This window comes from Companilactobacillus farciminis KCTC 3681 = DSM 20184 (genome assembly GCF_002706745.1).
Classification (GTDB): Bacteria; Bacillota; Bacilli; order Lactobacillales; family Lactobacillaceae; genus Companilactobacillus; species Companilactobacillus farciminis.
The window spans coordinates 2,292,533-2,318,852 of the sequence record NZ_CP017702.1 but is presented as its reverse complement, the minus strand read 5'-3'; the positions used below and the strand labels follow the sequence as shown (position 1 = coordinate 2,318,852).

Below are 26,320 nucleotides of genomic sequence, written 5' to 3'. Positions count from 1 at the left end.
TTTGAGCTATTTTTTCAAGAAAGCAAGTACTTTCTTCTCATTTGGTTTCATTCTGCCAGCTAAAAATGCAACTATGATCGCAATAATAGATAATGAGAATTCCCATACCGACCATTTAAAAATCAATGTTAAAACTAGCATAATGATAACCGAAATCAACATTACTCCATCTCTGGGGCCTAATTTCAAATACGAATGGAACATAGAAGTCACTCCTTCATTATTTGATATACATTGAATAAGCTCAACCAGGACGTCGTGTATGTGGAATTTTTAGGTAGGTTCGTCTATATCTCGTAGAAAGAAGTCTAGGAATAATTCGAGCATGCATTTAAATCCTAAGAATATTATAACACCGCTTTCATCCCACTTCTATCAAGCAAAATCAAAAAAGAGGAATCACGATATCGAATCATGATTCCTCATAAATGTTAATTTATTTAATTACGGTTATCACCGAAGATAATAATTAAACGTAGTAGTTGTAGAGCAGTTGAAATAGCAGCGGCGACATAAGTTAAAGCAGCTGAGAAAAGTACTTGTTTAACCATGGGAACTTCATCGCTGTCGAGCATTTCACCTGAGCTCAAAATCTTAATAGCACGACCAGAAGCATTGAATTCAACTGGCAAGGTAACTACTTGGAATAAAACAACTAAGGCGAATAACCAAATACCGATTGTAATCAAAGTATGGTTCATACCTAGCAAGGCACCGACGATGATCAAAGGAATCGAAGCGTTAGAACCAAGATTAACAGCGGGAACTAAGGCAGCTCTCACACGCATAGGCACGTAACTAGTTTGATCTTGAATCGCATGTCCACATTCGTGAGCAGCAACCCCAATCGCCGCAACTGAAGTAGAGTCATAAGTTGATTCAGAAAGATTCAATGTTTTATTGCCAGGATTGTAATTATCGGTCAAATTACCACTGACTTTGTTGATTTGAATATTTTGTAACCCAGCATTGTCCAAAATGAACCTTGCAGCATCAGCACCACTGATTCCGTGATGACTGGTGAATTGATCATATTTTTTGAAATTATGATTGACGTACCATGATGCCCACAAACTGATAACTAAACCAATGATTATCAATAAATAGCTGGGACCAAAACCGTAACCATATCCGTACATATAAGTTAACTCCTCTTTAATGTATTATTTATTACATTATATCCATTATTTGTGAAGTTTTCTTGAACAATACGATCTAATTGATTGATTTCAATAGTTTGAAGAGAAATTTGGTCTTTCAAAAATACTAACAGTCTTTGGGAAATTTCTTGTTTTTCGGCATCTGTGACATCTTTAAAAGTGACCATTAAGGCTGCTTTTTGATTGTCTAGATCCAAGTCGCTTAGAGAAATTAAAGCACTGATTTTTTCAGTATGCTTTCTTTGTAATAACCAATAAATCCCGTCGTTACGCATGATAGTTTTGGCACTATCAGAAATATACTTAGTCGTTGGATCGATCTCTAAGTCTAGAAAATGACTGACTTCTTTAAGATTAAAATGTGTTGGAAAATCCCAGAAGAAACTTTTCGTAATGAAAGGTCGATAGGATTTCATTTTTATATCTGACATTTATTTCCCTCTAATCAAAATTATTCGATGATCATACTCTTCTTGGCACTCTTGTGAAGCTTGTGCATGAATGGCTTCAATTTTTCTGTCGTTAGAAGACCTAACAAGTAGAAACCAATTCCGAATGCCAACAATATAATAATATCTTTTGTGGCGTTAGGCCAATAAATTCCACCGACGGCTTCACGAATCAGGTCGACCGCATAGGTAAATGGCAAGTATGGGTTGATAACTCTGAAGAATCCATCGGAAAGGACAACAGGGAAGTTACCGCCGGCACCAGAAATTGATAGCACCAGTATGATAATACCTAATCCTTTACCAACTGTTCCAAACATCTGAACTAGCGAATAAAGAATTGAAATGAAGACAAAACTTACCAGCATACAGAATAGTATTAACCAGATTTTTTGTTTCGTGTAGGCGTGCAAGATGAAGATGTTACCTAGAGCAGCTGAGATAGCTTGTAGTTGATTTAAGAATCCGAAGGTCAAATAACGACCATTGAATCTTTGCTTGAAGCTATAACGGTATTTTTGACGGTCATTCAACTTGAAATGAACTGTGAAGACACTGGATAGCAACAAAGCACCAACCCAGATACACAAGGCAAGGTAGAATGGAGCACTGGCAGAACCATAATTTGGCACGTCGTAAAGGTTATCTTGTTTCAATTTAACTGGGTTAGCGAAGAAATCAGATTCCTTTTCGGCGTCAGACTTCATTAATTTGATAATAGCGCCTAAATCAACATCCTTTTCACCCTTCTTGAGCATAGTTGCAGAATGGTGAACGTCTTTCTTCAACTGTGGCCAATCGTTTTGAGCGAAGTCGTTAGCAGCAGATAGAGCTTGTTCTAGTTGAGGAGTCTTAGAATTGACTAGGTTTAAAGTAGTCGTTAATTCGTTCTCGATTTGTGGTAATTGATATTGCACGAAGAAGGTAGCTGTAGAAAGTTTCTTCTTCAAAGTAGGATAGTCGTTATTATAAAAATCATTGACTAAATTAATACCAGTTACAATATTTCCCATGTTACCGTTTAACAATTGGTTGGCGTCATGAATCTCGTTACCAACGGCTGGCAATTGTTTTTGATACTTTTGAAGGTAAGTCAAAGCTGTTTGTAAGACACCTTGAGTATTGTTCAAAAGTCCTGGAATAGCAGGGATGATATTGTTGTTGACGTCATCAAGTGCTGAACCAGCGTCTTTTAAGAAGGTACTGATGTTAGTAACGGTATCAGAGACGCTATCGATAATATTAAGATCTTTGATTTCGGCGACACCACTGGCAATCTTGTCGGATTGTGATTGCAATTCAGAAAGTTTATCTTGAAGTTGGGTCGTATCGAGATCTTGATAGTTATTGACGATGTCGTTAGCTTTGTCAGCAAGCGTTTCATTGAGAGCGGCTAAATCGTTTAGGTGCTTGATAGGTTTGTCAAAAATAGTAATTTGATCATGCCCTAAGTCTTGAGCCAAACGATTGAACAAGTCTTGTAAATCACTCAATGATGAAGCAATTTGGCGACTGACTTGAGCTAGTTGTGTAGCATCACTGGCAACATTTTCAAGAACTGTCTTGAGTTGTTCTTTTAATTGTTCATTAGTTGGATCATTTTTGATTTTATCGATCAAAGTATTGGCGTTTTCCAAGGAATTGCTGATTTGCTTAGCAATGTTGTAAACCATGGATAAACCAGTATCGACAGTTGATTTGATAACAGGTAAAGCCTTTTGAATCTTTGGAATCAATTCGTTATTGACTTTGTTAGTAGCATTTTGGGCATCTTCACCAAGTTGTTGAATGTCTGGGATGACGTTTTGAACTTTGGTAAGAACTTGAATACCATTTTCTACTTGATTGATACTAGTAGCCATTAAGTTAGAAATTTGACCGAAGTCACCATCGATTTCATTGATCTGTGAACCGGCACTTTGAATTTCAGGGATTTTAGTTTGCAAGTCTTTGGCCGCAGTACCACCAGCATCAGCTAATGGTAAGAAGTTGTTGATGTTGGTTAGTTTTTGCGCATCCTGATTGAGCAGTGGCAAATAACCGTACATGTCGTTGACTTGTTGTAGTTTATTATTTAAATTTGGCACCATGGTATTGGCGTATTGCACTTTATCCATGATGTTTTGTAATTCAGGCAAATTATCGTCAGTTGTGACTAATAAGGAAGACAGACGTCTTAACATTGGTAAATTGTGCTGAATATCGACTCCAGATTTATTCAGAACTTTCGTAATGGTTTTACTAATAGTCCCCATGAATTCGCTGGAGATAGTCGTTTGTAAGGTCGTCGCCCCGGTTTCTGTCAATTTCGGGGCAATCGCATTGATTTTCTGGTTGACCGAGAAGACCAAAGTTGGCTTCTTAATGTGTCCTGACAAGAAACTAATGATGTCACGTGAGAACTTTTTAGGCACATAAATACCGGCGTAATAAGAACCATCTTTAACACCTTGGTCGAGTTCTTTCTTAGAATCAACGAAAGTCCAACCTAATTTGTGGTTTTTCTTCAAGTTGTCGATTAATTGATCACCGATTTCAATCTTTTGTCCCTCAACTTTGACGGCTTGATCATCGGAATAAACAGCAACTTTTAGTCCACTGGTGTTTGAATATGGGTCCCATAACGCCCAAACGTTAAACCAACAGTACAAACATGGCAAAATAATCATAGCCAACATCAGTAAAGTGGCGGGTTTTGAGTGTAAAGTCCTCTTTATATCTAGTCTAAATAGCTCCCAAGCTTTGATAGAAATCCCCTCCAAATCTCTCTAAAAACTAAACGGCGCAATGCCATTATATAACGTTACGATAACGGATTATAGTAAATGAAACCGTTGACCGTATTTAAAATTTCAGAATCATCGTGAAGCATTGAATGTTCTGCATTAGTACCTTTAATTAAATATTCGTTATATTCTTTTACTCGAGGCTTGAGAATATATGAGATGGATTTGGCTGAAGTGACCGAAATGTATTTATCGCTATTCGAGTGGTCACCGACGTTTCCAAAAATATTTAAAACTCGTAGGTCATCTGAAATGTTGTTTTTATTCATAAATATTCTAAAATATGTAGGACTCATGAAAGCAGGGCGACCATTAGGACGAACTCGATTGACGTTGGGAAGATCACCTAGTCCAAGAATTCCATTGAAAGGTCCTGCAATGAGTACTAATTTTTTGAGTCGTGGCATATAAGGACGCAACTTTTCCCTTAGATTGACTAAAACTAAGGCGACAGCTCCAAGTGAGTGCCCGATTGCGTCATATGTAGTAAATTCGTGTTTTAAGCGTAAATCAAATAAGAGTTTCACTAACCAATATTCCATTTGGTTACTGCCAACCCACTTGTTTTGGAAGACAACCTGCACGATTGGATGTTCGTCGTCAGTCCAAGTTCCTTCATATGTAACTTTACCACGCCAGTTAATAATAGCTTTGAGAAACTGGTCTGATTTTTTTCCGTTGCATTTCAAAGCTGATTCAATCATTTTTTGAGTCGTATAGTCTCCACCACGAAATCCGTGAATGTAGAGTATCGGCCATTGTCCCTTTTTCATAAATTCACCCCAACAAGATATTATTATATAATTATTATTGAGAAATTTTAACCAAATGAGGTATGACAATTGCAAAAATATTATGCAGTAAGAAAAGGAAAAAAGCCAGGCATCTATTTAACATGGCCTGAGTGTAAGAAACAAGTCGATGGATTTGCCAATGCCAGATACAAAAGTTTCACGAGTCGAGCAGAGGCAGAAAAATTTTTAACGGGAACAGATTCCTACAATAATAAGAAGAGTTCTCCCAAAAAGGTAACCAAAGCATCAAATATTGATGACTTTGACGTGGTGATCTACACCGATGGCGGATCACGAAATCACGGCAATGTTAAAGGCGGTCATGTCAGAACTGATGATAAAGCTGCTTGGGCTTATCACATCAGTAATAATGGTCAAACATATGAAGGAACCGCGGGTGAATTTGGAGCAACTAATAACCGCATGGAGATAATGGCCCTAATTCAGAGTATTATTCGATTAAATGACCTGAAAATCAACCAACAAAATGCGATATTTGTCTTAGATTCTCAATATGTCCTAAATGCCATTACTAAAAATTGGTTAAATGGTTGGAAAAGAAGAGGCTTCAAAAAGGCCGACGGCAGTGCTTTGGCAAATGTTGAATTGTGGAAACAGCTAGACCAGTTATTACCAACCGTTCCGAAAAAAACTTTCGAGTGGACTAAAGGACATGCAACTAATGTTGGAAATAATCGAGTTGATGAATTGCTGAACGAAACCATGGATAAAATGTAAAAATAGCCTTGTTAGAATGTAGTTTTACAATCTAACAAGGCTATTTATTTTGATTAATTGAGATAGAACTAAGCTTTTCTCAAAACACGTACACGGATAAATTTACCGATTTCAGTTACGATCAGAACAATAAATCCGGCGATAATTGGAATTCCCCAACCATACCAGAAGTTGATATTAGTTGTGTGGAAGATGTCTTGCATGAATGGTAGATAAATAATTCCCATTTGCAACAAGATCAAGATTCCAATGATGTAAAAGGCCATCTTGTTTTGGAAGAAGTATTTAGAAATAACTGGATAATTATTTCTTAGATTAAAGAGATAGAAAATTTTACCGAAGATAATGATGTTAAGAGCCATCGTACTACCGATAACTTCAGGCAATCCTTGGCGAGTCAACATATCAAAAGCCCAAATTCCCAATCCAGAGATCAACGCTGAAACGTAGACGATTTCGAAGGTATCTAATTTCGTCAGCAAACCAGCTTTAACATTTCTAGGACCACGAGCCATGATTCCAGATTCTGGTGGTTCGAAAATAAAGGCAAATTGGATCGTTAAGGCAGAAACCATGTTGATCCAAAGCAATTGAGCAGGATAAAGTGGCAAGTCTTGACCAAGCAAAATACTGATTACCACGATCAAACCTTCAGCAAAACTAGTAGGTAGTAGGAAACGAATGGTCTTACGGATATTATCGAAGACGTGTCGACCTTCACGAACAGCCACTACGATATCAGCAAAGTCATCATCAGCTAAAACCATATTGGCAGATTCTTTGGCAACTTCGGTACCCTTGATACCCATAGCGACACCAATGTCAGCTTGTTTCAAGGCAGGAGCATCGTTGACACCATCACCAGTCATTGAAACAACGTGTCCATTAGCTTGTTGAGCACGAACGATTCTTAATTTGTTAGCTGGTGTAGTTCTGGCAAAAACATTGTAATTATCGATTTTAGCAGTCAATTCATCGTCAGACATAGCATCGATTTCAGGACCTGTAATAGCTCGGACGACTGAATCCAAATCTAGTTTGTTGGCAATCGCCATCGCTGTATCGGGGTGGTCACCAGTAATCATTTTGACCTTGATACCAGCCATACGTAATTCGTGAATTGATTTTCTGGCTTCTTCACGAGGTGGATCGATGATACCGACTAAACCAACTAGATTTAAGTCTTTAATCTTATCTTTGTCGATTTCTTCTAAGTTATCATCAACGACTTGATAAGCTAAAGCAACCACACGCAAACCATCGGAAGCTAAGTTCTTCATTTGGTCGTTCCAATAGTCTTTGTCAGTGTCTGATTTAGAAAGGTTCATGATAGTTGAAGGAGAACCTTTGACCATTAAAACTCTGTTTCCTGCAAAATCTGCCAAACGAGCAGAGAATCTAAAGGCTGAGTCAAATGGTAGTGAGTCGATTTCGTCAACTTCAGGATCTTCACCAGTCATTTTACGATAAAGTGTCGTTAAGGCACCATCAGTTGGTTCACCGTTTAATTCCCAACGATTATTTTCAAAATGCAATTGAGCATCAGTCGTTTGACCAGCAATGTGAACTAGTTTTTTCATGTGTTCATCTTTTTGCCAATCGTAAGTTTGACCACCGAGTTTTAAGTCACCAGCAAAATCAACACCACCGTCAGCGTCATAACCGACACCAGTAACATCGAAGACGTGATTTGGGGTAACGACTTTTTGAACGGTCATTTCATTTTTAGTTAAAGTACCAGTTTTATCAGTATTAACGATATCAACGGCACCCAAAGTTTCAACAGCGGGAAGGGATTTGACGATAACGTTACGCTTAGTCATTTTACGAGTACCCATGGCTAAAACAACTGAGGTACTAGCAGGCAACCCTTCAGGCATTGAACCTACGACCATGGTAATTACAGAAATTAACAAAGTAGGTAGGGTATAAGTATCGATAAAGTAACCGATGATGAATAGGACTACCGCAGCAATCACAATAGCAACAGATAAGCCAAAACCAAGTGAATTCAAGTTTTGCATCAATGGAGTTGGTTTTTCTTTGACGTTTTCTACGGAATCTTGAGTTTGACCAATTTCAGTATCACCAGCTGTAGCGACAACGATACCGAGTCCAGAACCCTTGGTAACAGCAGTTGAAGCGTAAACCATGTTCTTTCTTTCAGCTAAAGGAAGTTTGTCATCAGAGATGGCTTCTTCGATTTTTTCAACTGGATTAGTTTCACCAGTCAAAACAGATTCTTGAACACTCAAGTTATCAGCGGAAATCAAACGCATATCAGCAGGGACAGCGTCACCAGCTTCTAGGTTGACTAAATCACCTACAGCTAGATCACGAGCGTCAATTTCCAATTTTTCATCATCACGGAAGACGAAGTTCTTAGACACTAGTAATTCACGGATTTTTTCCAAAGCATTACCAGCTTGGCGTTCTTGAATGTATCCAATGATGGCATTAGCGATAATTACTAAACCAATAACGATTGAATCAGAATAGCGATGCATTAAGAAAGTCATAATGGCAGCAGCCGCTAAAATATAGATGATACTGTTGTTGAACTGCTTAATGAATTGCATGAATTTGGAAGTTTTCTTGGTTTCTAGTTCGTTTTTACCATCACGATCTAGGCGCCGCTTGACTTCGGCACTGGTTAAACCTTTTTCCAAATCTGTTTGGTATTTTGAAGCCAGTTGTTCACTGGTTAATTGCCAAGTTTTTGTAGAATTTTGTATCGGGACATGATCCGAATCGGAATTTTCGGATGAAGTAGAATCAAAGACAGTTTCGTCTTTCATGTAGTCATTCCTCCTAGTTGTTTAGATATGATCTATCTCTCAAGTTAATAAGATGATATTAACTTGATTATATATGGTAGAGACTAAAAAAAACAACACCTTCACTGATTATTGTGAAAGTGCTGATTGTTTTTAGTTTAATTGAACAAACCACTGAAGAAGGAAACGATGCTGTCCCAGATTCTTTGTAGGAAATTACGGTTTTCTTCAGTATTGAGATTGTTGAAAACATTCTTGGCTTTGCTCATGATGTCGCTACTTAATTTAGAAGCTTGCTCTTTGAAGTTTGAATTTTTCAAAGCACCAGAATTTCTAATTTGAACCATCAAGTTGATGATTTGTTGTTTTTGGTTGTCATTGATGATGTTTTGAAGGTTATTCTTTTGCAAGTTGTTATTTACGATCGTAGTAATTTGGTTGACCGTGATGTTGTCGCCTTTTTGGGCCATATCAGATTTGATTCCGGCAACGGCATTGTTTAGTTGCTTATCGGAATATCCGTCAGTTCCTTTATTAGCATCAGTAATACCACTTAAAACATTCATTTCTTTTTGAGCAGCGTTAACTTGGCTTTGATTTAAGTTATCACCACTGTTAGCATAAGCGGCGTAAATACCAGCTAAAGCACCAGAACCGTCGATTGGAGTGGCTGAAGTTACGTAGATATTGGCATCACTGATACCGGCAGTAACAGCAGCATTACGATATTGGTCGGCGGTAATAGTAGTGATGTTGTTCTTACCATTGTAGTCGACAATTTTGACGTTGATACCAGAACCTGATGAAGTTTTTTGAATCAAGGCTGAAGACCAAACGCCTGAACTACTAGTAAAAGTACTACCACTTGGATTCAAGTATTTAACTAAAGTATCGCCATTGACAGTAATTGTCTTGTAATTACTGTCGCTGATCTGTGAAGATAAAGCGTTGATAGTACCTTGACGTTGGTCATCAGTTAAAGATGTTCCCAAAGTCATTACCGGTTGATCATTTAAACTATCAGCCTTAACACTCTGAGCAGTGAAGATTCCCAAAGTAATTACAGATACTAAACTCAATAAAATAATATTTAACTTTTTCACAGTAAAATCCTCCTTAATCCCAATTAAACCAAATATATGTGAAAAATTCGAGAAGATGGTCAATTTTTTTAAAAACTTGTATTTTGAAATGGTTTTTTAAAATAAATTGTGCTATTCTGTAGGTTCTAGGATTACGCTTAAATAAATATATAAGGATTAGGTGAAACACAATGAAAATTGTCGTTCTTTCAGGCGGAAGAAGTACAGAAAGAAATGTTTCTTTATCTTCCGGAGTTAAAATCACCAACGCACTACGTAGCAAGGGTTATGAAGTCGCATACGTTGATTCATTTTTAGGTAAGGATATCGAAGAAGATAAAATCGATGATCTTTTCACGACTGAACCAGAAAGTGAAAGCAAATTGATCATTGACGATGAAGTCTTAACTGACGAAAAGATCAATGCACTTCGTACCGATGGAACTCGCGGTCTTCTAGGTAGAAACGTCTTGAAGATTTGTCAACACGCCGATATTGTCTACATGGGACTTCACGGTGAAGATGGAGAAAACGGTAAGATGCAAGCTGTTTTCGATGTCTTTGATATTAGATATACCGGAAGTGGTACTTTAGCTTCTGGTCTAGCTATGGATAAGAAATATTCTAAAGAAATTTTTGTTCAAGACAATATTCCAACAGCCAAGTATGTAACTACTAAGACTGCTAAGATCTTGTCAGAAGATATTCCATTCAACTATCCAATGGTTGTTAAACCTTCTAACGGTGGTTCAAGTGTTGGTACACACATCGTTAAAAATGCGACTGAATTGAGAGAATCAGTTGCGGATGCTTTGAGATTCGATACCGAAGTTTTGATTGAAGAATACATTCAAGGTCGTGAATTCTCAGTTGCTATCGTTGACGGTTTAGTTCTACCAGCGGTTGAAATTACAGTCGATACAGGTTGGTACGATTTCCAACACAAATTCCAAGAAAACAATGTAACACATTTCATCACACCACCAAATAACTTGGATGATGAAACACATGCCAAGATGCAAGCTTTGACTAAGAAGACTTTTGAAGCCTTAGGAATGAGCAACTACGGTCGTGTTGACTTCTTATTACGTGATGGTGAATTGTACGTCATGGAAGCTAATACTTTACCAGGTATGACGCCATTGTCATTGATGCCAAGAGAAGCAGAAGCAGCTGGAATTTCATACGCTGACCTTTGCGAAAGAATCATTAAGAGCAAAATGAAGTATTACGAAAATAAGAAATAATTTCTAAAAAAGCCATTTTCTTCTAAGAAAGTGGCTTTTTTTCTAATCAAAATGGACTTTAGGAACAGTTATAATAAAAGCGTAACCATTGAAAATGTGGTTCTATTTGAATTTTAGTCAAAATTATTCCGTCGTCCACAAAGCTGTCATCACCGACTAGATAACGTTTCTTACTATTTATTTCGAATAATTAAGAAATTAAAAAATAGAATCTCTATCTAGTCCGGAATGGCAAAGCAAATTGGCTCAAATGTGAAATTATTCTTAGCAATTTATTGCTTAGAATAAGGTCGAGCTTGAAGACTTTGCCCGGTTCTGAACTTAGCAAAGGCTCCAAGTCGTGCCCACATTGTTCCAGCCAAATTTGCTTTGCCATGGAGGACGGAATACTACACTAACCGAGATTCAGAAAGAACTAAAATATTGACTGTGAGGAATGTTTTTTATGACAAGAAAAATTGGAATCATTGGAATGGGTAACGTTGGTGCAGCTTGTGCTCACTATATCGTTGCCGGTGGATTTGTGGATGATTTGGTTTTGATCGACAAAAACGAAAAGAAGGTCAAAGCTGACGCCTTGGATTTTGAAGATGCGATGGCAAATCTTCCTTACCACACGAATATTTTTGTAAACGACTATTCACAATTGGACGATGCTGATGTAATTATTTCAGCTGTAGGTCACATTAAATTGATTGGTGGCGACCATCCTAACCGCTTTGGTGAATTGAAGCCAACTGGTGATGATGTCAAAGAAGTCGCTGCCAAAATCAAACAAACTAAGTTCCACGGGATTATGGTCGTAATTAGTAACCCTAACGATGTTATGACTTCAATGTATCAACAAGTTCTAGGTTTTCCAAAAGAACGTGTTATTGGAACTGGTACCTTGTTAGATTCAGCTCGTATGAAGCGTGCTGTTGGTAAAGCCTTCAAAGTCGACCCAAGATCAGTTTCTGGCCATAACTTAGGCGAACACGGTAATTCTCAATTTACTGCTTGGTCAACTGTTAAGGTGATGGATCAACCAATTTTGAAACTTGCTAAAGACGATGGCCTTGATTTAGATAAGATCAATGAAGATGTTCGTATGGGTGGTTTCACGGTCTTTGATGGCAAGGGCTATACTAATTATGGTATTTCAACTGCAGCAGTGAGATTATCATTGGCTATCTTGAATGATGCTCGAATTGAATTACCAGTATCTAACTTCCGTGAAGAATACGGAGTTTACCTATCATATCCAGCAATTGTAGGACGTGAAGGTATTTTGAAACAATTACAATTAGACTTGCCACAAGAAGAATTGGACAAGTTGCAGTATTCAGCTGACTACATCAAGAAAAATCTTAAGTAAGCTTCTCAAACTAGTCATTCTCGCAAGGGAGTGGCTTTTTTTGTGCCAAAATTTAATTATTTTAAATTATTAATTATATTTTAATGAAATTAGAGTATAATGGCAGTCACAAACAGAAATTCTTTAATAGATTGAGAGGCTGATTTTATGACTAGAAAAGTAGCAATCATCGGAACAGGTAATGTAGGAGCCGCTTGTGCACATTATATTGTGGCTAGTGGTTTTGTCGATGATCTAGTTTTGATTGATAAAAATGAAAAGAAAGTGAAATCCGATGCGTTGGATTTTGAAGATGCGATGGCCAATTTGCCATACCACACTAATATTTTCGTAAACGACTACTCTCAATTGGATGATACAGATGTAATTATCTCAGCAGTAGGTAATATTAAATTGCAAGACCGCGTAGAGCCGGATCGTTTTGCAGAACTAGGATTCACTAGTGACGCTGTTACTGATGTGGCAAAGAAGATTCAACAGACCAAATTCCATGGCTGCATTGTCGTAATTAGCAATCCTAATGACGTCATGGTTTCGATTTATCAAAAGATTACTGGTTTACCTAAGAATCAAGTTATGGGAACTGGTACATTACTGGATTCAGCTCGTATGAAACGTGCTGTTGGAGCAGCTTTAGACGTTGATCCTAGATCGGTTGAAGGCTACAACTTGGGTGAACATGGTAATTCTCAATTCACGGCTTGGTCAACAGTTAAAGTCATGGACCGCTCCATTAAAGATTGGGCTCAAGAAGATGGTCTTGATCTCGATAAATTGAATGAAGATATCAGAATGGGTGGCTTCACAGTATTTAGTGGAAAGAAATATACTAATTATGGTATTTCGACTGCAGCGGTGAAGTTAGCTTTGGCAGTGTTAAATGATGCTCACATCGAATTGCCTGTCTCTAATTATCGTGAAGAATATGGCACTTACTTGTCATATCCAGCTATTATTGGAAGAAAAGGTGTTATCAAACAGGTTCAATTAGATTTGCCACAAGAAGAATTGGATAAATTGCAATATTCAGCTGATTTCATTAAATCTAAACTAGCTGAACGAGTTTCTGAATAAAATAGTATATATAATAGAATATTTTGAATCGAATAACGTAGCCATAACGCTACGTTATTTTTTTGTATTCCTATAAGTGCAGTTGCTCCAATCGTTATTGATTACATTATGAAAAAAAGAATATACATATGAAAAATTGGTCAGCCCAATTTTAATAGTGGTATCTTATGAAAGTGGTACCAAAAAAAGTACCACTTTATTTTTAGACCATAAAAACCATTGATATCGCTGATTTTTCCAGATAAACCACCCCAAAACTGGTCTATCCCAGTTGTTGTGTTATGTATTGTAACCGGATACAATGGTCTTGTGGTTGATACCAGAAAGGATTGGATTCGTATGAAAATTACTCTTCAAGAACAGTTAATCAACTTGCTGACTAATTACATTCAGACTTTACCAGCCAATGCTAAATTGCCTTCCGAAAGGGAATTAGCTGAAAAATATGAATTATCTAGGACGACAGTTAGAGCTGCTTTGATGGAACTAGAGGTCACTGGGATGATTCGTCGGGTTCATGGTAAAGGCACTTTTGTTAATAGAGTTGATCTGAATAGTGATTTGAATAGTAGTTATAGCTTCAATAAGCAGATGATTTCACTGGGGAAAAAACCACAAACCAAGATTCTTAGCTTTGAGAGGAAGGAGGCCAATGCATACTTCGCTAAGAACTTGGAAACTGAAGTGGGCAGTCAAATCATTAAGTTAAAGCGACTTCGATTTGCCGACGGGATTCCGGTAATGTTGGAAAGAACTTACTTACCGGCTGACCATTTCAGTTTAATGACTGAATCGATGTTATCCAATCGCTCGTTGTATTCAGTTTTCGCAGAAGAATTTAATGAACAAGTGTACTACGCTGATGAGTATTTTCTGGCTGGCATTACCAGTGTAAACGACAGTAAATATTTGAAAATCAAAGAAGGTACACCGTGCTTGAATCTCAGACGACAAACTTATGATCCACATAATCAAATTATTGAGTTTACTTTGAGTGTTGCGAGAAGTGATCAATTTGCATATCACATCAGACACGATATCAGTAACAAATCCTAAGGAAGAGTAGTTAATATTTGGAGGTATAAAGATATGGGTATTATTGCAGTAAGAATCGATGAAAGATTAATTCACGGACAAGTTGCTAACTTATGGACAACTAAATTACAAGCTTCAAGAATCATGGTAGTTGATAACGATATTATAAAGAACGACATTCAAAAGACTGCCCTTAAATTAGCTAAACCAGCCGGAGTTAACCTCAGTATTTTAGGAACAAAGAAATCTTCAGCAAATATCTTAGCCGGCAAGTATGAATCACAAAGAGTGTTCCTTGTTGTTAAGAAACCAGAAACATTAGTACAAATGATTGAAGAAGGTGTTAAGTTCGACACTATCAATGTTGGTAACATGTCTCAAAAAGACACAACACAACACTTAACACAATCAATCAATGTAACTGACGAAGATTACGATGCATTCCACAAGATTTTAGATGCAGGGGTTAAGATTACTGCACAAATGGTTCCAAATGACGATGCCAAAGACTTCGCAGGTATCTTAAAAGATTACAAAAAATAGCGATTAATTGGGGGAAGAAACAATGGAATTTTCAATTGTTCAAATATTGCTTTTAACGGCATATTCTATGTACAACATTTATGATGAATTGCAAATGAACTCATCATTAAGTCAACCCGTTTGGGCCGGTATGATTTCTGGTCTTATCATGGGTGATATGAAGACCGGACTAATTATTGGTGCCGCTCTTCAACTAACAGTTCTAGGTGTTGGTACTTTCGGTGGTGCTTCAAAGATCGATGCCAACTCAGGTACTGTTTTGGCTACAGCCTTTTCAATCGGTACTGGTATGAAAGCTGCTACAGCTATCGCCGCTATCGGTGTTCCAGTTGCTGCCTTGTTAACATCATTTGATATCCTAGCAAGATTTGCTAATACTTATTTCCAACACAAAGTTGATAAAGATATCGAAAACTTCAACTACAAGGGTATTGAAAGACACTCAATCATGGGTGTACTTCCATGGACATTATCACGTGGTATCCCTGTATTCCTAGCTTTGGCTCTAGGTCAAGGTGTTGTTAAGACAATGGTTACATATCTAAACGGAGATCTACAATGGTTGAACACAGGTCTACAAACAGCCGGTGCTACACTTCCAGCCGTTGGTTTTGCTATTTTGCTTCACTACCTACCAGTTAAGAAGCACATTGCATACTTGATCCTTGGTTTCACAATTACAGCTCTACTTTCAACATTGTTCACAAGCGTTCAAACACTTGGTACAGGTCTTGGTGCTGCAAGCAAAGCCTTTACAACAACATTCAATTCTCTACCAATGTTAGCTATTGCCTTAATCGGTGGTGCATTTGCCATTCTTGAATACAAGAGATCAATGGCTAAATTAAATTCTGCTCCAGCCGCAGGATCAAACAATAGTTCTGACGATGAGGACGAAGAAGACGAAATCGAAGATGCTAATGGGGAGGTTTCCGGTGATGAAGAAGAATAACGGATATGAATTAACTAAAGCAGATTTTAAACAAATCAATAAGCGTAGTTTGTTCGGTTTCCAAATGGGATGGAACTACGAAAGAATGCAAGGTTCAGGTTATTTATACACGATCTTGCCACAACTAAGAAAAATTTATGGTGACGGTACTCCAGAGCTAAAAGAAGCTATGAAGACTCACAACCAATTCTTTAACACAAGTAACTTCTTTAACACAATTATTACTGGTATCGACTTGGCCGTTGAAGGTAAGGAAGGTGTTGACTCACTAGACACTGTTGCCGGTATTAAGACAGGTCTTATGGGACCATTCGCTGCTATCGGTGATTCACTTTTCGCCGCTTTAGTTCCAACTATCATGGGTGCTATTGCTGCTACAATGGCTGCTCAAGGTAACCCAATCGGTTTGTTCCTATGGTTAGCAGTAAATATTGCTATCATGGTCTTCCGTTGGAAACAACTTCACTTTGCTTACAAGACAGGTACAAAACTTGTTTCTGAAATGCAAGGTCAACTAAATGCTTTAACAGATGCTGCTACATTGCTAGGTGTCTTCATTGTTGGTGCTTTGATTGCAAGTATGATCAACATCCAAGTTCCACTAGTTGCTCACTTGGGTAAAGTTTCATTGAGTGTTCAAAGCAACATTGATATGATTCTTCCACGTCTTGTTCCAGCTGCAGTCGTAGGTCTTGTTTACTGGTTACTAGGTAAGAAGGGTATGACTTCTACAAAGGTTATCTTTATCGTTATTATCTTCGCAGTTGCACTTTCAGCAATCGGCGTACTTGGTAAAATCTAGGAGGATTTAAATTATGGCATTAATCTTGATGAGTCATGGAAACATGGCAATTGAAACTTTAAAATCAGCAGAATTAATTATTGGTGAACTACCTGAAACAGTAGCTTTGGGACTTCAAAAATCTGACGGACCTGAAACTCTAAAAGCTAAGGTAGAAACTGAAATCAAAAAGTATTATGGCAAGGAACCAGTCTTCTTGATCGTTGACTTATTAGGTGGAACTCCTGGTAACGTCGCTGTCAATTTGACTCAAGACTATCCTGAAATGCACGTTATTTCTGGTTTGAACCTACCAATGGTCATTAACTATGCTAATCAAAAGTTTATCGGACAAGACATTGAAGTTAACGACATTATGAAGGAAGGCAAAGACGGAATCGTCGATGTTAACGCCTTTATCAATGCTGAATCTGACGAGGATGATGAGGATGAATAATCCCTATCGTTATACATTAAGACTCGCCGTTGACAAAAATGTTTATACTGCTGAAAAGAAACAGAGATTGATTGATTTTGTCAAAAAAGCTCATATTTCAGATGTTGCCTTTTTCCTAAATCAAGAAGAACTGTCAGATACTCACATTACTTTAGATAAAGCCAAAGAATTAATAAAAAATGTTGATGAAATAAGTCAACCGCTTAAAGAATTAGGCGTGACAATCAGTTTGAATCCATGGACAACGATGAATCATTCTGATCGAGGAATTTCCATTAAACCTGAGCTTGATATCAAGCCAATGGTTAATTATCAAGGCGTTACTAGTTTATCTATGGCTTGTCCTGGATACAGCGGTTGGGCTGATTATATCAGTGATATCTATGCTATCTGGGCAAGTATTCACCCACATGAACTATGGCTGGAAGATGACTTCAGACATTACAAGAACGCACCCTTCAAATTAGGTTGTTTCTGCGATGATCACATGAAGCAGTACAACGACATCTTACAAACCGACCTGTCTCGTGAAGAATTCGTCCATAAGATGTTCACTGGTGGCGAGAATATTTATCGTAATGCTTATTTACAAGTTGCTCGAAAAGAAATTTTCCACGTAGCTCACATGATCGAACAAAAAGTTCATGCTGTTTCACCAACCACAACCTTAGGTTTGATGAGTTCTTGGCCAGAGGTACATGCTCTTGAGGGGCGTGATTGGCAAAAGCTCTTGGACTTAATGAGTGGTGAGGATACTCCTGCTGTTTCCAGACCACATTTGCCTGCTTACAACGAGGTAAGTCCACAGCAATATGCTAGAGATTTTGAAAAATATACAGTTGCAACGAGAACGGAAGTTGGCGACAAACATAAGATTTATCCGGAAATGGAGAGTTTCTTGTATTCACCTTATGCTAAGTCAAATAAATTTACTCAATTTCAATTAGATACAACGAGTTTAGTTCATGCTGACGGCGTTTTGCTAAACATGTTCAGTATGATGGGGGACGGGATCAATCCGACTTACCGTTATGACGCCTTACTAGATGATGACAAAGAATTCTTAGATTTCTTATACAATCATGGCGTCGATATTGAACAGCGTGGCGGCGTTATCGTACCGATGAACCAAGACGTTGCACAAACAAAAATTGACGAAGAGGGTACTCTAGAAGGTTTAGTAGCTTCGCAAACACAGTGGTTAGAGTTCCTTTCCACAATGGGAATCGCAACGAAACCATTAAATTATATTGACCAGGAAATCAAAAATAAATGTGTTGCCGTTACAGGTAATTTCTTGAATACCTTAAATGATGATCAGATTACTCAATTATTAACACGTAACTTTGTCCTTTTGGATGGGGATGCGGTAGTTATTTTGAACAATCGTCATTTATTGAACTTGATCAATGCAACTAGTATCGAAGTACTCAAGAATCGTTCAGGACAACAATCCTTTGAACAATTTGACGGGACAACAATTTCAGGAATCAGTGATCCAAGAATCACCATGTTAACTCACACTGGCGATTACGTAAGAATCCAATACCAATCTCAAGTTAAAGTACATTCACATGCTTACGATCGCTTTGAGAACAATTTAGGTCCAGTAACTGTCAGCGATGACAAATTTTATATCCTCCCAATGACCGACTCTCCAAAATACGGTTGGCAAGCGCAATATACCGATATTCGTGAGGGCGATATAAAGCATTTCTTTGAAGAACAGTTAAGCGTTCCACACTTAGTCAACATGTACAATTGCAAGATGGTTATCGATGAGGCACAAACTCAAATGATTGTCAGCAATTGGTCAATCGATAATGTTGATGGAATTAATTTCTTCTTGAAAGACCGCAGTGTCAAGCGAGTTTCTATTACATATCGTGATGAAAACAATCAAATGCAAAATGAAGTTCTAGATGTCACTTTGGATAAAAAGGGAATCTATCACGTCGACTTCACTGTTAAAGAATTAGCAGTTGTTCATATTCAATTCTTAGACTAAATAAATAGAGAAGGGATTTTCAATATCATGTTTACTAAAACAGATCAAGAACTAGAAAAAATGGGTGCTAAAATTACAACCCGTGAAATTCAACAACAACCAGACTTATGGAAAGAGGCTTTCCAAAACTACACTAATAAAAAATCAGAAATAGATAGCTTTTTAAAGCAAATCACAGACAAGTTTGCTGACCAAAAGATTAGAGTTATCTTCACTGGTGCTGGTACTTCAGCTTATGTAGGCGATACCTTAAGACCATATTTGAATCGTGTTGGCGATACATCACGTTTTGTCTTCGAAAGCATTCCCACAACTGATATTGTATCTGCTCCTTTAGATAATCTAAGAAGTGAAGATCCAACTATCTTAGTATCATTTGCTAGAAGTGGTAACTCACCAGAAAGTGTTGCTACAGTAGAACTAGCTGAAAAGCTCATTAAGAATTTGTATCAAATCACTATCACTTGTGCTCCAGAAGGACATCTAGCTAAGAAGGCTGAAAACGAAGACGCCAACTTGCTACTTCTTCAACCAGCACTTTCAAATGATAAGGGATTCGCCATGACCGGAAGCTTCTCTTGCATGACTTTAACAGCTGCATTGATTTTTGATACGAATGCTGAAGACAAGAAATCTTCTTGGGTTGATACGATGATCAAGATGGGTCAAGAAGTCATCAGCCGTGAAGATGAAATTCAAGCCTATGCTGACTTAGACTACGATCGTATTACTTACCTTGGTAGTGGTTCACTTTCAGGACTTACTCGTGAAGCCCAATTGAAAGTTCTCGAACTAACTGCTGGTGCTTTGACAACAATCTTTGATTCATCAATGGGATTCCGTCATGGTCCAAAGTCATATGTTAACGGCAAAACAATTGTCTTTGATTTCTTAAGCAACGATAAATACACTCGTCAATACGATGTAGATATCTTGGAAGAAATCAAAGGTGATGAAATTTGCGAAAAAGTTGTTGGTGTCGGAACTTCTGATGACAACGACTTCTCAGGCGACAACTTCTTCATTAAGGCTGGAGACAAAGATCTTCCAGAACTTTACCAAGCATTGCCTGACGTAGTATTTGCTCAAACATTTGCATTGATGAACTCAATCAAGGTTAATAACACTCCTGATACACCATCAGCTAGTGGTACTGTTAACCGTGTTGTTAAAGGTGTAACGATTCACGATTACGAATAAAAACTTTTAAAAGGTTGAGACATTAATTTGTTTCAACCTTTTATTGCAAAAGGTATGGTATAGACCGATTCTCGGTGCTATAATACTTTATATATTTGGAGGAGATGTGGAAATGACGTACTATATTCATGCTAAGAAATTCTTTTTACACAATACTACTGAACACGGTGGTTATCTAGAAATCACTGACGACGGTAAGTTTGGTAAATACTTCACTGAAGAAGATGGAAAGCCAGCAGGCAAAGTTGTCGATTACTCAGATAAATTCATCGCCCCAGGTCTAGTCGACACACATATTCACGGAACTTGTGGTCATGATGTTATGGATAATGACTTTGAAGGTATCAACGAAATGTCAGAAGGTTTACTTAAGACAGGTGTTACTTCATGGTTGCCAACAACATTGACAGCTTCACACGAAGAGTTCTTGAACGTATGTAAAACAATTGGTGACAATTACCAAAAAGCTACTGGTGCTAAGATTCAAGGTATTCATCTTGAAGGTCCATTTTATACAGAAGAACATAAAGGTGCTCAAAATCCTAAGTACTTTAGAGATCCAAGTGTTGAAGAATTCAATGATTGGCAAGATGCTGCTCATGGAATCATCAAGAAGATCTCGATTGCTGCCGAACGTGATGGCGCACTTGATTTTATTAAAGAAGTTACAGCTAACGATGTAGCGGTTGCTATTGGTCATACGAATGCAACTTTTGCTCAAGTTAAAAAAGCTGTTGAAGCTGGAGCTAGCGTCTTTACACATGCCTTTAATGGTATGAGAGGTTTCACACATCGTGAACCAGGAGTTGCTGGTGCAGCTATGGGTTTGGATGGAATTTATGATGAGTTGATCTGTGATGGTCACCACGTTCATCCATTCTCTGTTAAGATGTTGATCAACGCTCAAACACCTGACCACGTTACTTTGATTACAGATTGTATGAGAGCCGGTTTGATGCCAGAAGGTGATTATGTTTTAGGTGAATTGCCAGTTATCGTTGAAAACGGTACAGCTAGACTTAAAGACGAATCACACAATTTAGCCGGAAGTATTTTGCAATTGAAACAAGGCGTTAAAAACGTTGTTGACTGGGATATTGCAACACCAGCTCAAGCAGTCAAGATGGGTAGTTATGTACCAGCTAAGAGTACTTATATTGATGACAAATGTGGTATTATCGCACAAGGCCGTGACGCAGACTTTATCGTATTAGATGAAGACATGGAATTGAGCGAAACATATTTGGACGGAGTAAGCCGTTACCAAAGATAGATACAGTAAATCCCTTATTGATTGATATGTGAAAGCCTTTCATATAACTTTCGAAAAGGGATTTTTTTTAAGGTCGAATACAAGGTATAGACCAAATAGAGTGTTATAATTATGGAGTAAATTAAGGAGGAAAAACGATGTCATATTATATTCATGCTAAGAAATTCTTTTTAAAGAACACAACTGAAAATGGGGGTTATCTAGAAGTTACTGACGATGGTAAATTTGGTAAATTTATTCCAGCTGACGGTAACAAACCAGAAGGTAAAATTGTTGATTATTCAGACAAATTTATCGCTCCTGGACTTGTAGATACTCACATTCATGGTCTTGTAGGTCATGATGTTATGGATGATGATTTTGACAAGTTGAACGAAATGTCAGAAGGTCTACTAAAAGCTGGTGTTACTTCATGGTTGCCAACAACTTTGACGGCTTCACACGACCAACTTTTGAGTATTTGCCACACAATTGGTGATAATTACAAGAAGATTACTGGTGCTAAAGTTCAAGGAATCCACTTTGAAGGACCTTTCTACACAGAAAAACACAAAGGTGCTCAAAATCCTAAATACTTCAGAGATCCAGACGTTGATGAATTTAATGACTGGCAAGATGCTGCTCAAGGCATGATTAAGAAGATTTCAATCGCTCCTGAAAGAAAAGGTGCCGCAGAATTTACAAAAGCTGTTGCTTCTGACAACGTTGCCGTTTACTTAGGTCACAGTGATGCTACATTCGAACAAGCTAAGGCCTGTGTTGAAGCTGGAGCTACTGGATTTACACACACATACAATGGTATGAGTGGTTTGAACCACAGAGTTCCTGGTATGGTTGGTGCAGCTCTTTCAATGCACTTAGTAGATGATGAATTGATTTGTGACGGACACCACGTAAATCCTTATGCCGCAAGAATCGTAATCGAAAAGAAAGGTGCCGAACACGTTGCTTTGATCACTGATTGTATGCGTGCTGGTTTGATGCCAGATGGTGACTACGTACTAGGTGAATTACCTGTTGTTGTTGCTAACGGAACTGCTAGATTAAAGGCAGAACCACACAGTTTGGCTGGTTCAATTCTTATGCTAAATGAAGCTATCAAGAATGTTGTCGACTGGAACATTGCTACAGATGAAGAAGCTATCGAAATGGCTAGTTACACAGCAGCTAAGAGTTCAAAAGTTCTTGATAAATGTGGTATCATTGCTGACGGCCGTGACGCTGACTTTATCGTTTTGAATAATGACATGAGCCTATCAGAAACATACCTTGATGGTGTTTCACGTTACCAAGCTTAATTAGATAGAATACCGATAATTATTTTTAAAAAGACTGTTAAACCGAGAATATAAATGTACTCTCGGTTTTTTTGTTACTTGCATATTGTTGTATACTCTATCTATTGGAGGATTATTATGTCAAAAAAAATTGTTGCGCATAGAGGAATACCTACCTTAGCACCTGAGAATACCATGGCATCATTCAACACTGTTGCTGATTGTGATGTGAAGTGGATAGAAACTGATCTTAGTATTACCAAAGATGAACAAGTCTTTGTTATTCATGATGATAAGTTGGATCGAACAACTAACATATCTGGTTCAATCGAGACAGTCGACAGTTCTGAAGTGAAAACTGCTGATGCTGGTTATTGGTTTGCCGAGAAATTCCGTGGTGAAAAGGTACCAACCTTAGACCAACTAATCGACTTTCTTAATATCCATAAAATCAATGCTAATATCGAGTTAAAAGGTGTCGTTGGGGACGATGCCAATTATTTAGCTGATAAATTAGTCGAAAAATTTGCTAAAGCTTTAGATCGTTTGGATGACCAAGTGGAATTGATTATTTCTAGTTTCAATCCCATCATGTTGGAAAAAATGTATCAACTTAAACCAGATTTGAAGTATGCTGTTTTGTTCAGTAAAGCTACTTTAGGGGATGACTGGAATCTAGTTATGCAAGCTTGCCACGCTAAAATCGTTCATCCAGATAGTAATGGTTTGACCGAAGCTAAAGTTAAAAAAATGAAAGACTATGGTTATGAAATCAACGTTTGGACGGTTGACGATATCAATCGTGCTCAAGAATTATTGAGTTGGGGCGTTGATGGTGTAATTACTAATATTGCTGATAGAATGCTCTTCTTAGAAAAATAGACACAAAAATGACCTCGGGATTCAGTACGACACTGACTATCCTGAGGCCTTTTTGTCTAGACTAATTTGTGTTTTCGGAGGATTCATTATGAAAATTAATAGCTTACTGTTTATTAAAAGGGGCAGAAGCTTACTCCAAATACGATTTTTATGAATTAACATTGATTGATACTGCAAAATCCGAATTTGTTTTCGATTTTGCCTCATCTCGATTCAACCCAAATTTTGATACTATCCCATTCTACAACTACCTTAATTACGATTCTTTTAAATCGGTGACGTCTTGGTAGATGTACGCTCTTGCGAGGCTTCGAAGATTAGAAACTACTTAGTTCATTTCTATTCCTCTTACTTTTAAGTATAAACATTCTGGGGACTTATCCAATGAAAAATGGGGGTATCATACTGTTTGTACAATTAGGTCGATTCTATGAAGGTCCAATTGAGTGTAGTTTCGTAATTACCAGGACTGATTGATCCCGGTTTGAGTTTAAGGAGAAGACCTTCGTTCTTGTTCCAATTTAGATAGTGAAGTTTTTGGTCACGTGTTGAGATAGCTACGAAAGCAGGATGGTCTGAAACATTCGTAGTGGTATTGTCTGTAAGGTTATGTATTTGTAAAACTGCTGGCAAATAAGCTTTACTTTTTTGGTCATAAAGAGCATGACTTTGAGCTACCATTATTTTGACAGGATTAAAGTTCCGACGCTGGTCGTCAAAGTCAATAATGTTATTCGGCGCATTAGTATCGTTTAAACGATAGATTAAAGAATTTGGAGCGTACGTTTGAATAGGATTAAAGGTAATATCATGAATTGATGGGAAAAACATATTTGTTATGAAATGAAAAGATATTGTAGATCCGTAATTGTGGTAACTGCTGTCATTGTTATTCTCAAGATATGTACCGTAAATGACAGGCTTTGATTCAAATTCGAAATTGGTCGAAATTGGTCCGACTTTTAAATTCAATTCGATATTTAAATCTTCTCTATCTTTAAATTTAGTCAGATCAATAATTAAATTTTTTCTTTTGAGACTTTCAGTTTGAAGTTTGTATTCAATGTTTTGTTCATCATTAATTTTTAGTTTGGTAATGTCCACTTGTAGTGGTAGTGGAATAACCAAAGTTTGATCTTTTAGATTAGTTTTATTGGCATTAGATAAATGAAGTAGATAAGTTAGTTTATCATCTTTAGCAACATTGGCTAGATTGGTTTTCGTATCTAACGGATCATCTTTATGAGTTGTATTTTGAATTTGATTGTCGATACCAATAATAGAGTTGGAAATTGTCAATTGGGCGGAGTTTGTTTTGAAGGATTCTTTACCATATTTAAATTTTGCATAATATGAAGAACCATCTAATTTAGAAGTTACATTTTTTAAGGTAAGTTCCGCTTGATTGTCATTGGGTAGTTTTATATAACTAGAGGTTGGTGAAGATTTTTGATACCATTCGATTGATAAGTTGTCTTCAGAATCTCTTTGTTCATCTGAAAGTCCTTGAACCTTGAAGGTTACATCTTCTCCTAACTTAGCGGACATATCTTCTAAACCACCACCGACGTGAATAGATTTTTCTGCTTTGATTTTTTGTTTATTGATTGAATTAGTAACTGAAGCGATAATTGTAACATCTCCAAAATTTTTAGAGATAGCAGCAGTTATTTTTCCGTTAGAATCAATTTTAGCCAATGAATCATCACTTGTTTCCCATTTGATATCGTCAGTGGAATTAACAGGTGTTCTAGTAGTGGAAGCAAAAATGGCATTTTGTGAGGTGGTACCATCAATATTTAATAAATAATCATAATTAGTATTGATAGTTAGCTCTTTAGTATCTATCGAAGTTGGATGAACATCTACCTCTATAATATTGGAATAATAAGTATACCTTGTATATGAATATTGTACTTGTAGTTGATAGTATTGAGTGCCAATTTTAGAAGTGTTTACAGGTAAATCATCATTATTATTATTGTTAATTTTTTTCCAATTTTTTTTGTCAGATGATACCCACCAAGTAGATTTTTTTTTACTGATATAATTTAAAAGACTTGATTCTCTAATTACTTCAATGTGAAAAGTTAACTTATCTCCAACTTTTCTAGAATAAAAATTGTCTGGTTGTTGTAAAAAACCACCTCTATAAACGAAAATTATTCCAGATTTACTAGGTGGTGAAGGAGTAAAAGGCGGACTATTCTGCCCATATGTTTGCAAATCAGTAGTATCCGCTGAAGCACTTTGTACTGTCGAATGATAAGCAATTGGGGTGATGATGATCGTTAAAAAGAACAGAAATTTGAAAAGTGCGGTCGTCATGATATTTTCTCCTTAGTTGTCTATACCAATTTAGTATTATATAAAATATCATGATGATAAGATAGTCTAGATAGCAATTTAAATTTTAATAACTAAATATGAATAGAAAAAGAGCTTACG

At 37.2% G+C, this 26,320-nt stretch carries 22 protein-coding genes; 14 read left to right on the top strand and 8 right to left on the bottom strand.

Translation table 11 applies throughout. From position 1 onward, the window contains the following. Window positions 1-6 precede the first annotated feature (6 nt). The 5 genes from LF20184_RS13100 to LF20184_RS11465 form a co-directional block, all read right to left on the bottom strand. Entirely contained in the window at window positions 7-204 is a 198-nt protein-coding gene (locus LF20184_RS13100; RefSeq protein WP_010018254.1) for a hypothetical protein, read from the bottom strand. A 236-nt stretch (window positions 205-440) separates the two neighbouring features. Further along, entirely contained in the window at window positions 441-1,139 is a 699-nt protein-coding gene (locus LF20184_RS11480; protein ID WP_010018255.1) for a zinc metallopeptidase, read from the bottom strand. A 5-nt stretch (window positions 1,140-1,144) separates the two neighbouring features. Next, entirely contained in the window at window positions 1,145-1,591 is a 447-nt protein-coding gene (locus tag LF20184_RS11475; protein WP_010018256.1) for a hypothetical protein, read from the bottom strand. Window positions 1,592-1,611: 20 nt separating this feature from the next. Continuing rightward, entirely contained in the window at window positions 1,612-4,371 is a 2,760-nt protein-coding gene (locus LF20184_RS11470; protein ID WP_029606435.1) for a YhgE/Pip domain-containing protein, read from the bottom strand. A gap of 41 nt (window positions 4,372-4,412) precedes the next feature. Beyond that, window positions 4,413-5,168, bottom strand: a complete 756-nt coding sequence (locus LF20184_RS11465; RefSeq protein ID WP_010018260.1) for an alpha/beta hydrolase — start codon at window positions 5,166-5,168, stop codon at window positions 4,413-4,415. A 69-nt stretch (window positions 5,169-5,237) separates the two neighbouring features. Between LF20184_RS11465 and LF20184_RS11460 the strand changes: the two genes are divergently transcribed. Further along, complete coding sequence (locus LF20184_RS11460; RefSeq protein ID WP_010018261.1) at window positions 5,238-5,927, top strand: ribonuclease H family protein; 690 nt, start codon at window positions 5,238-5,240, stop codon at window positions 5,925-5,927. Between the two features lie 68 nt (window positions 5,928-5,995). Here LF20184_RS11460 and LF20184_RS11455 read toward each other — a convergent pair whose 3' ends face one another. Then, window positions 5,996-8,725 carry an HAD-IC family P-type ATPase gene (locus LF20184_RS11455; RefSeq protein ID WP_010018262.1) on the bottom strand — a complete coding sequence of 910 codons (2,730 nt, stop codon included), beginning with the start codon at window positions 8,723-8,725 and terminating at the stop codon, window positions 5,996-5,998. Between the two features lie 137 nt (window positions 8,726-8,862). After that, window positions 8,863-9,807, bottom strand: coding sequence for a DUF1002 domain-containing protein (locus LF20184_RS11450; RefSeq protein ID WP_010018263.1), 945 nt, complete (start codon window positions 9,805-9,807; stop codon window positions 8,863-8,865). Window positions 9,808-9,977: 170 nt separating this feature from the next. On the opposite strand from LF20184_RS11450, the gene LF20184_RS11445 reads away from it, so the two are divergent. From LF20184_RS11445 to LF20184_RS11385, 13 genes are all read left to right on the top strand, one after another. Then, window positions 9,978-11,033 (top strand): D-alanine--D-alanine ligase family protein, encoded by a 1,056-nt coding sequence (locus LF20184_RS11445; RefSeq protein WP_010018264.1) that lies wholly within the window; start codon window positions 9,978-9,980, stop codon window positions 11,031-11,033. Window positions 11,034-11,478: 445 nt separating this feature from the next. Further along, window positions 11,479-12,390, top strand: a complete 912-nt coding sequence (locus LF20184_RS11440) for an L-lactate dehydrogenase (protein ID WP_010018265.1) — start codon at window positions 11,479-11,481, stop codon at window positions 12,388-12,390. 147 nt (window positions 12,391-12,537) lie between these two features. Then, window positions 12,538-13,464, top strand: a complete 927-nt coding sequence (locus LF20184_RS11435) for an L-lactate dehydrogenase (RefSeq protein WP_010018266.1) — start codon at window positions 12,538-12,540, stop codon at window positions 13,462-13,464. Between the two features lie 339 nt (window positions 13,465-13,803). Then, window positions 13,804-14,520 (top strand): GntR family transcriptional regulator, encoded by a 717-nt coding sequence (locus tag LF20184_RS11430; protein ID WP_010018267.1) that lies wholly within the window; start codon window positions 13,804-13,806, stop codon window positions 14,518-14,520. Window positions 14,521-14,553: 33 nt separating this feature from the next. Beyond that, the gene (locus tag LF20184_RS11425) at window positions 14,554-15,042 is read left to right on the top strand and encodes a PTS sugar transporter subunit IIB (protein WP_010018268.1); all 489 of its coding nucleotides are present in this window, start codon (window positions 14,554-14,556) and stop codon (window positions 15,040-15,042) included. Window positions 15,043-15,064: 22 nt separating this feature from the next. Further along, on the top strand, window positions 15,065-15,994 hold the full coding sequence (locus LF20184_RS11420; protein ID WP_010018269.1) for a PTS mannose/fructose/sorbose/N-acetylgalactosamine transporter subunit IIC: 930 nt from the start codon (window positions 15,065-15,067) through the stop codon (window positions 15,992-15,994). Further along, window positions 15,981-16,796 carry a PTS system mannose/fructose/sorbose family transporter subunit IID gene (locus LF20184_RS11415; RefSeq protein WP_010018270.1) on the top strand — a complete coding sequence of 272 codons (816 nt, stop codon included), beginning with the start codon at window positions 15,981-15,983 and terminating at the stop codon, window positions 16,794-16,796. Before LF20184_RS11420 ends, LF20184_RS11415 begins: the two co-directional genes overlap by 14 nt. 13 nt (window positions 16,797-16,809) lie before the next feature. After that, a complete protein-coding gene (locus LF20184_RS11410; RefSeq protein ID WP_010018271.1) occupies window positions 16,810-17,232 on the top strand; it encodes a PTS sugar transporter subunit IIA in 423 nt (140 codons plus the stop codon). After that, window positions 17,225-19,240, top strand: a complete 2,016-nt coding sequence (locus LF20184_RS11405) for a hypothetical protein (RefSeq protein WP_010018272.1) — start codon at window positions 17,225-17,227, stop codon at window positions 19,238-19,240. The genes LF20184_RS11410 and LF20184_RS11405 overlap by 8 nt, the downstream gene beginning before the upstream one ends. Before the next feature lie 27 nt (window positions 19,241-19,267). Further along, complete coding sequence (locus tag LF20184_RS11400) at window positions 19,268-20,440, top strand: SIS domain-containing protein (RefSeq protein WP_010018273.1); 1,173 nt, start codon at window positions 19,268-19,270, stop codon at window positions 20,438-20,440. A 112-nt stretch (window positions 20,441-20,552) separates the two neighbouring features. Next, window positions 20,553-21,713 (top strand): N-acetylglucosamine-6-phosphate deacetylase, encoded by a 1,161-nt coding sequence (gene nagA / locus LF20184_RS11395; RefSeq protein ID WP_010018274.1) that lies wholly within the window; start codon window positions 20,553-20,555, stop codon window positions 21,711-21,713. Window positions 21,714-21,850: 137 nt separating this feature from the next. Continuing rightward, entirely contained in the window at window positions 21,851-23,011 is a 1,161-nt protein-coding gene (nagA, locus tag LF20184_RS11390) for an N-acetylglucosamine-6-phosphate deacetylase (RefSeq protein ID WP_010018275.1), read from the top strand. A gap of 117 nt (window positions 23,012-23,128) precedes the next feature. Further along, window positions 23,129-23,872: a glycerophosphodiester phosphodiesterase family protein gene (locus LF20184_RS11385; protein WP_010018277.1), complete on the top strand. Its 744-nt coding sequence runs from the start codon at window positions 23,129-23,131 to the stop codon at window positions 23,870-23,872. Window positions 23,873-24,289: 417 nt separating this feature from the next. Here LF20184_RS11385 and LF20184_RS11380 read toward each other — a convergent pair whose 3' ends face one another. Next, window positions 24,290-26,200 carry a hypothetical protein gene (locus LF20184_RS11380; RefSeq protein WP_010018278.1) on the bottom strand — a complete coding sequence of 637 codons (1,911 nt, stop codon included), beginning with the start codon at window positions 26,198-26,200 and terminating at the stop codon, window positions 24,290-24,292. Between the last annotated feature and the right edge of the window lie 120 nt (window positions 26,201-26,320).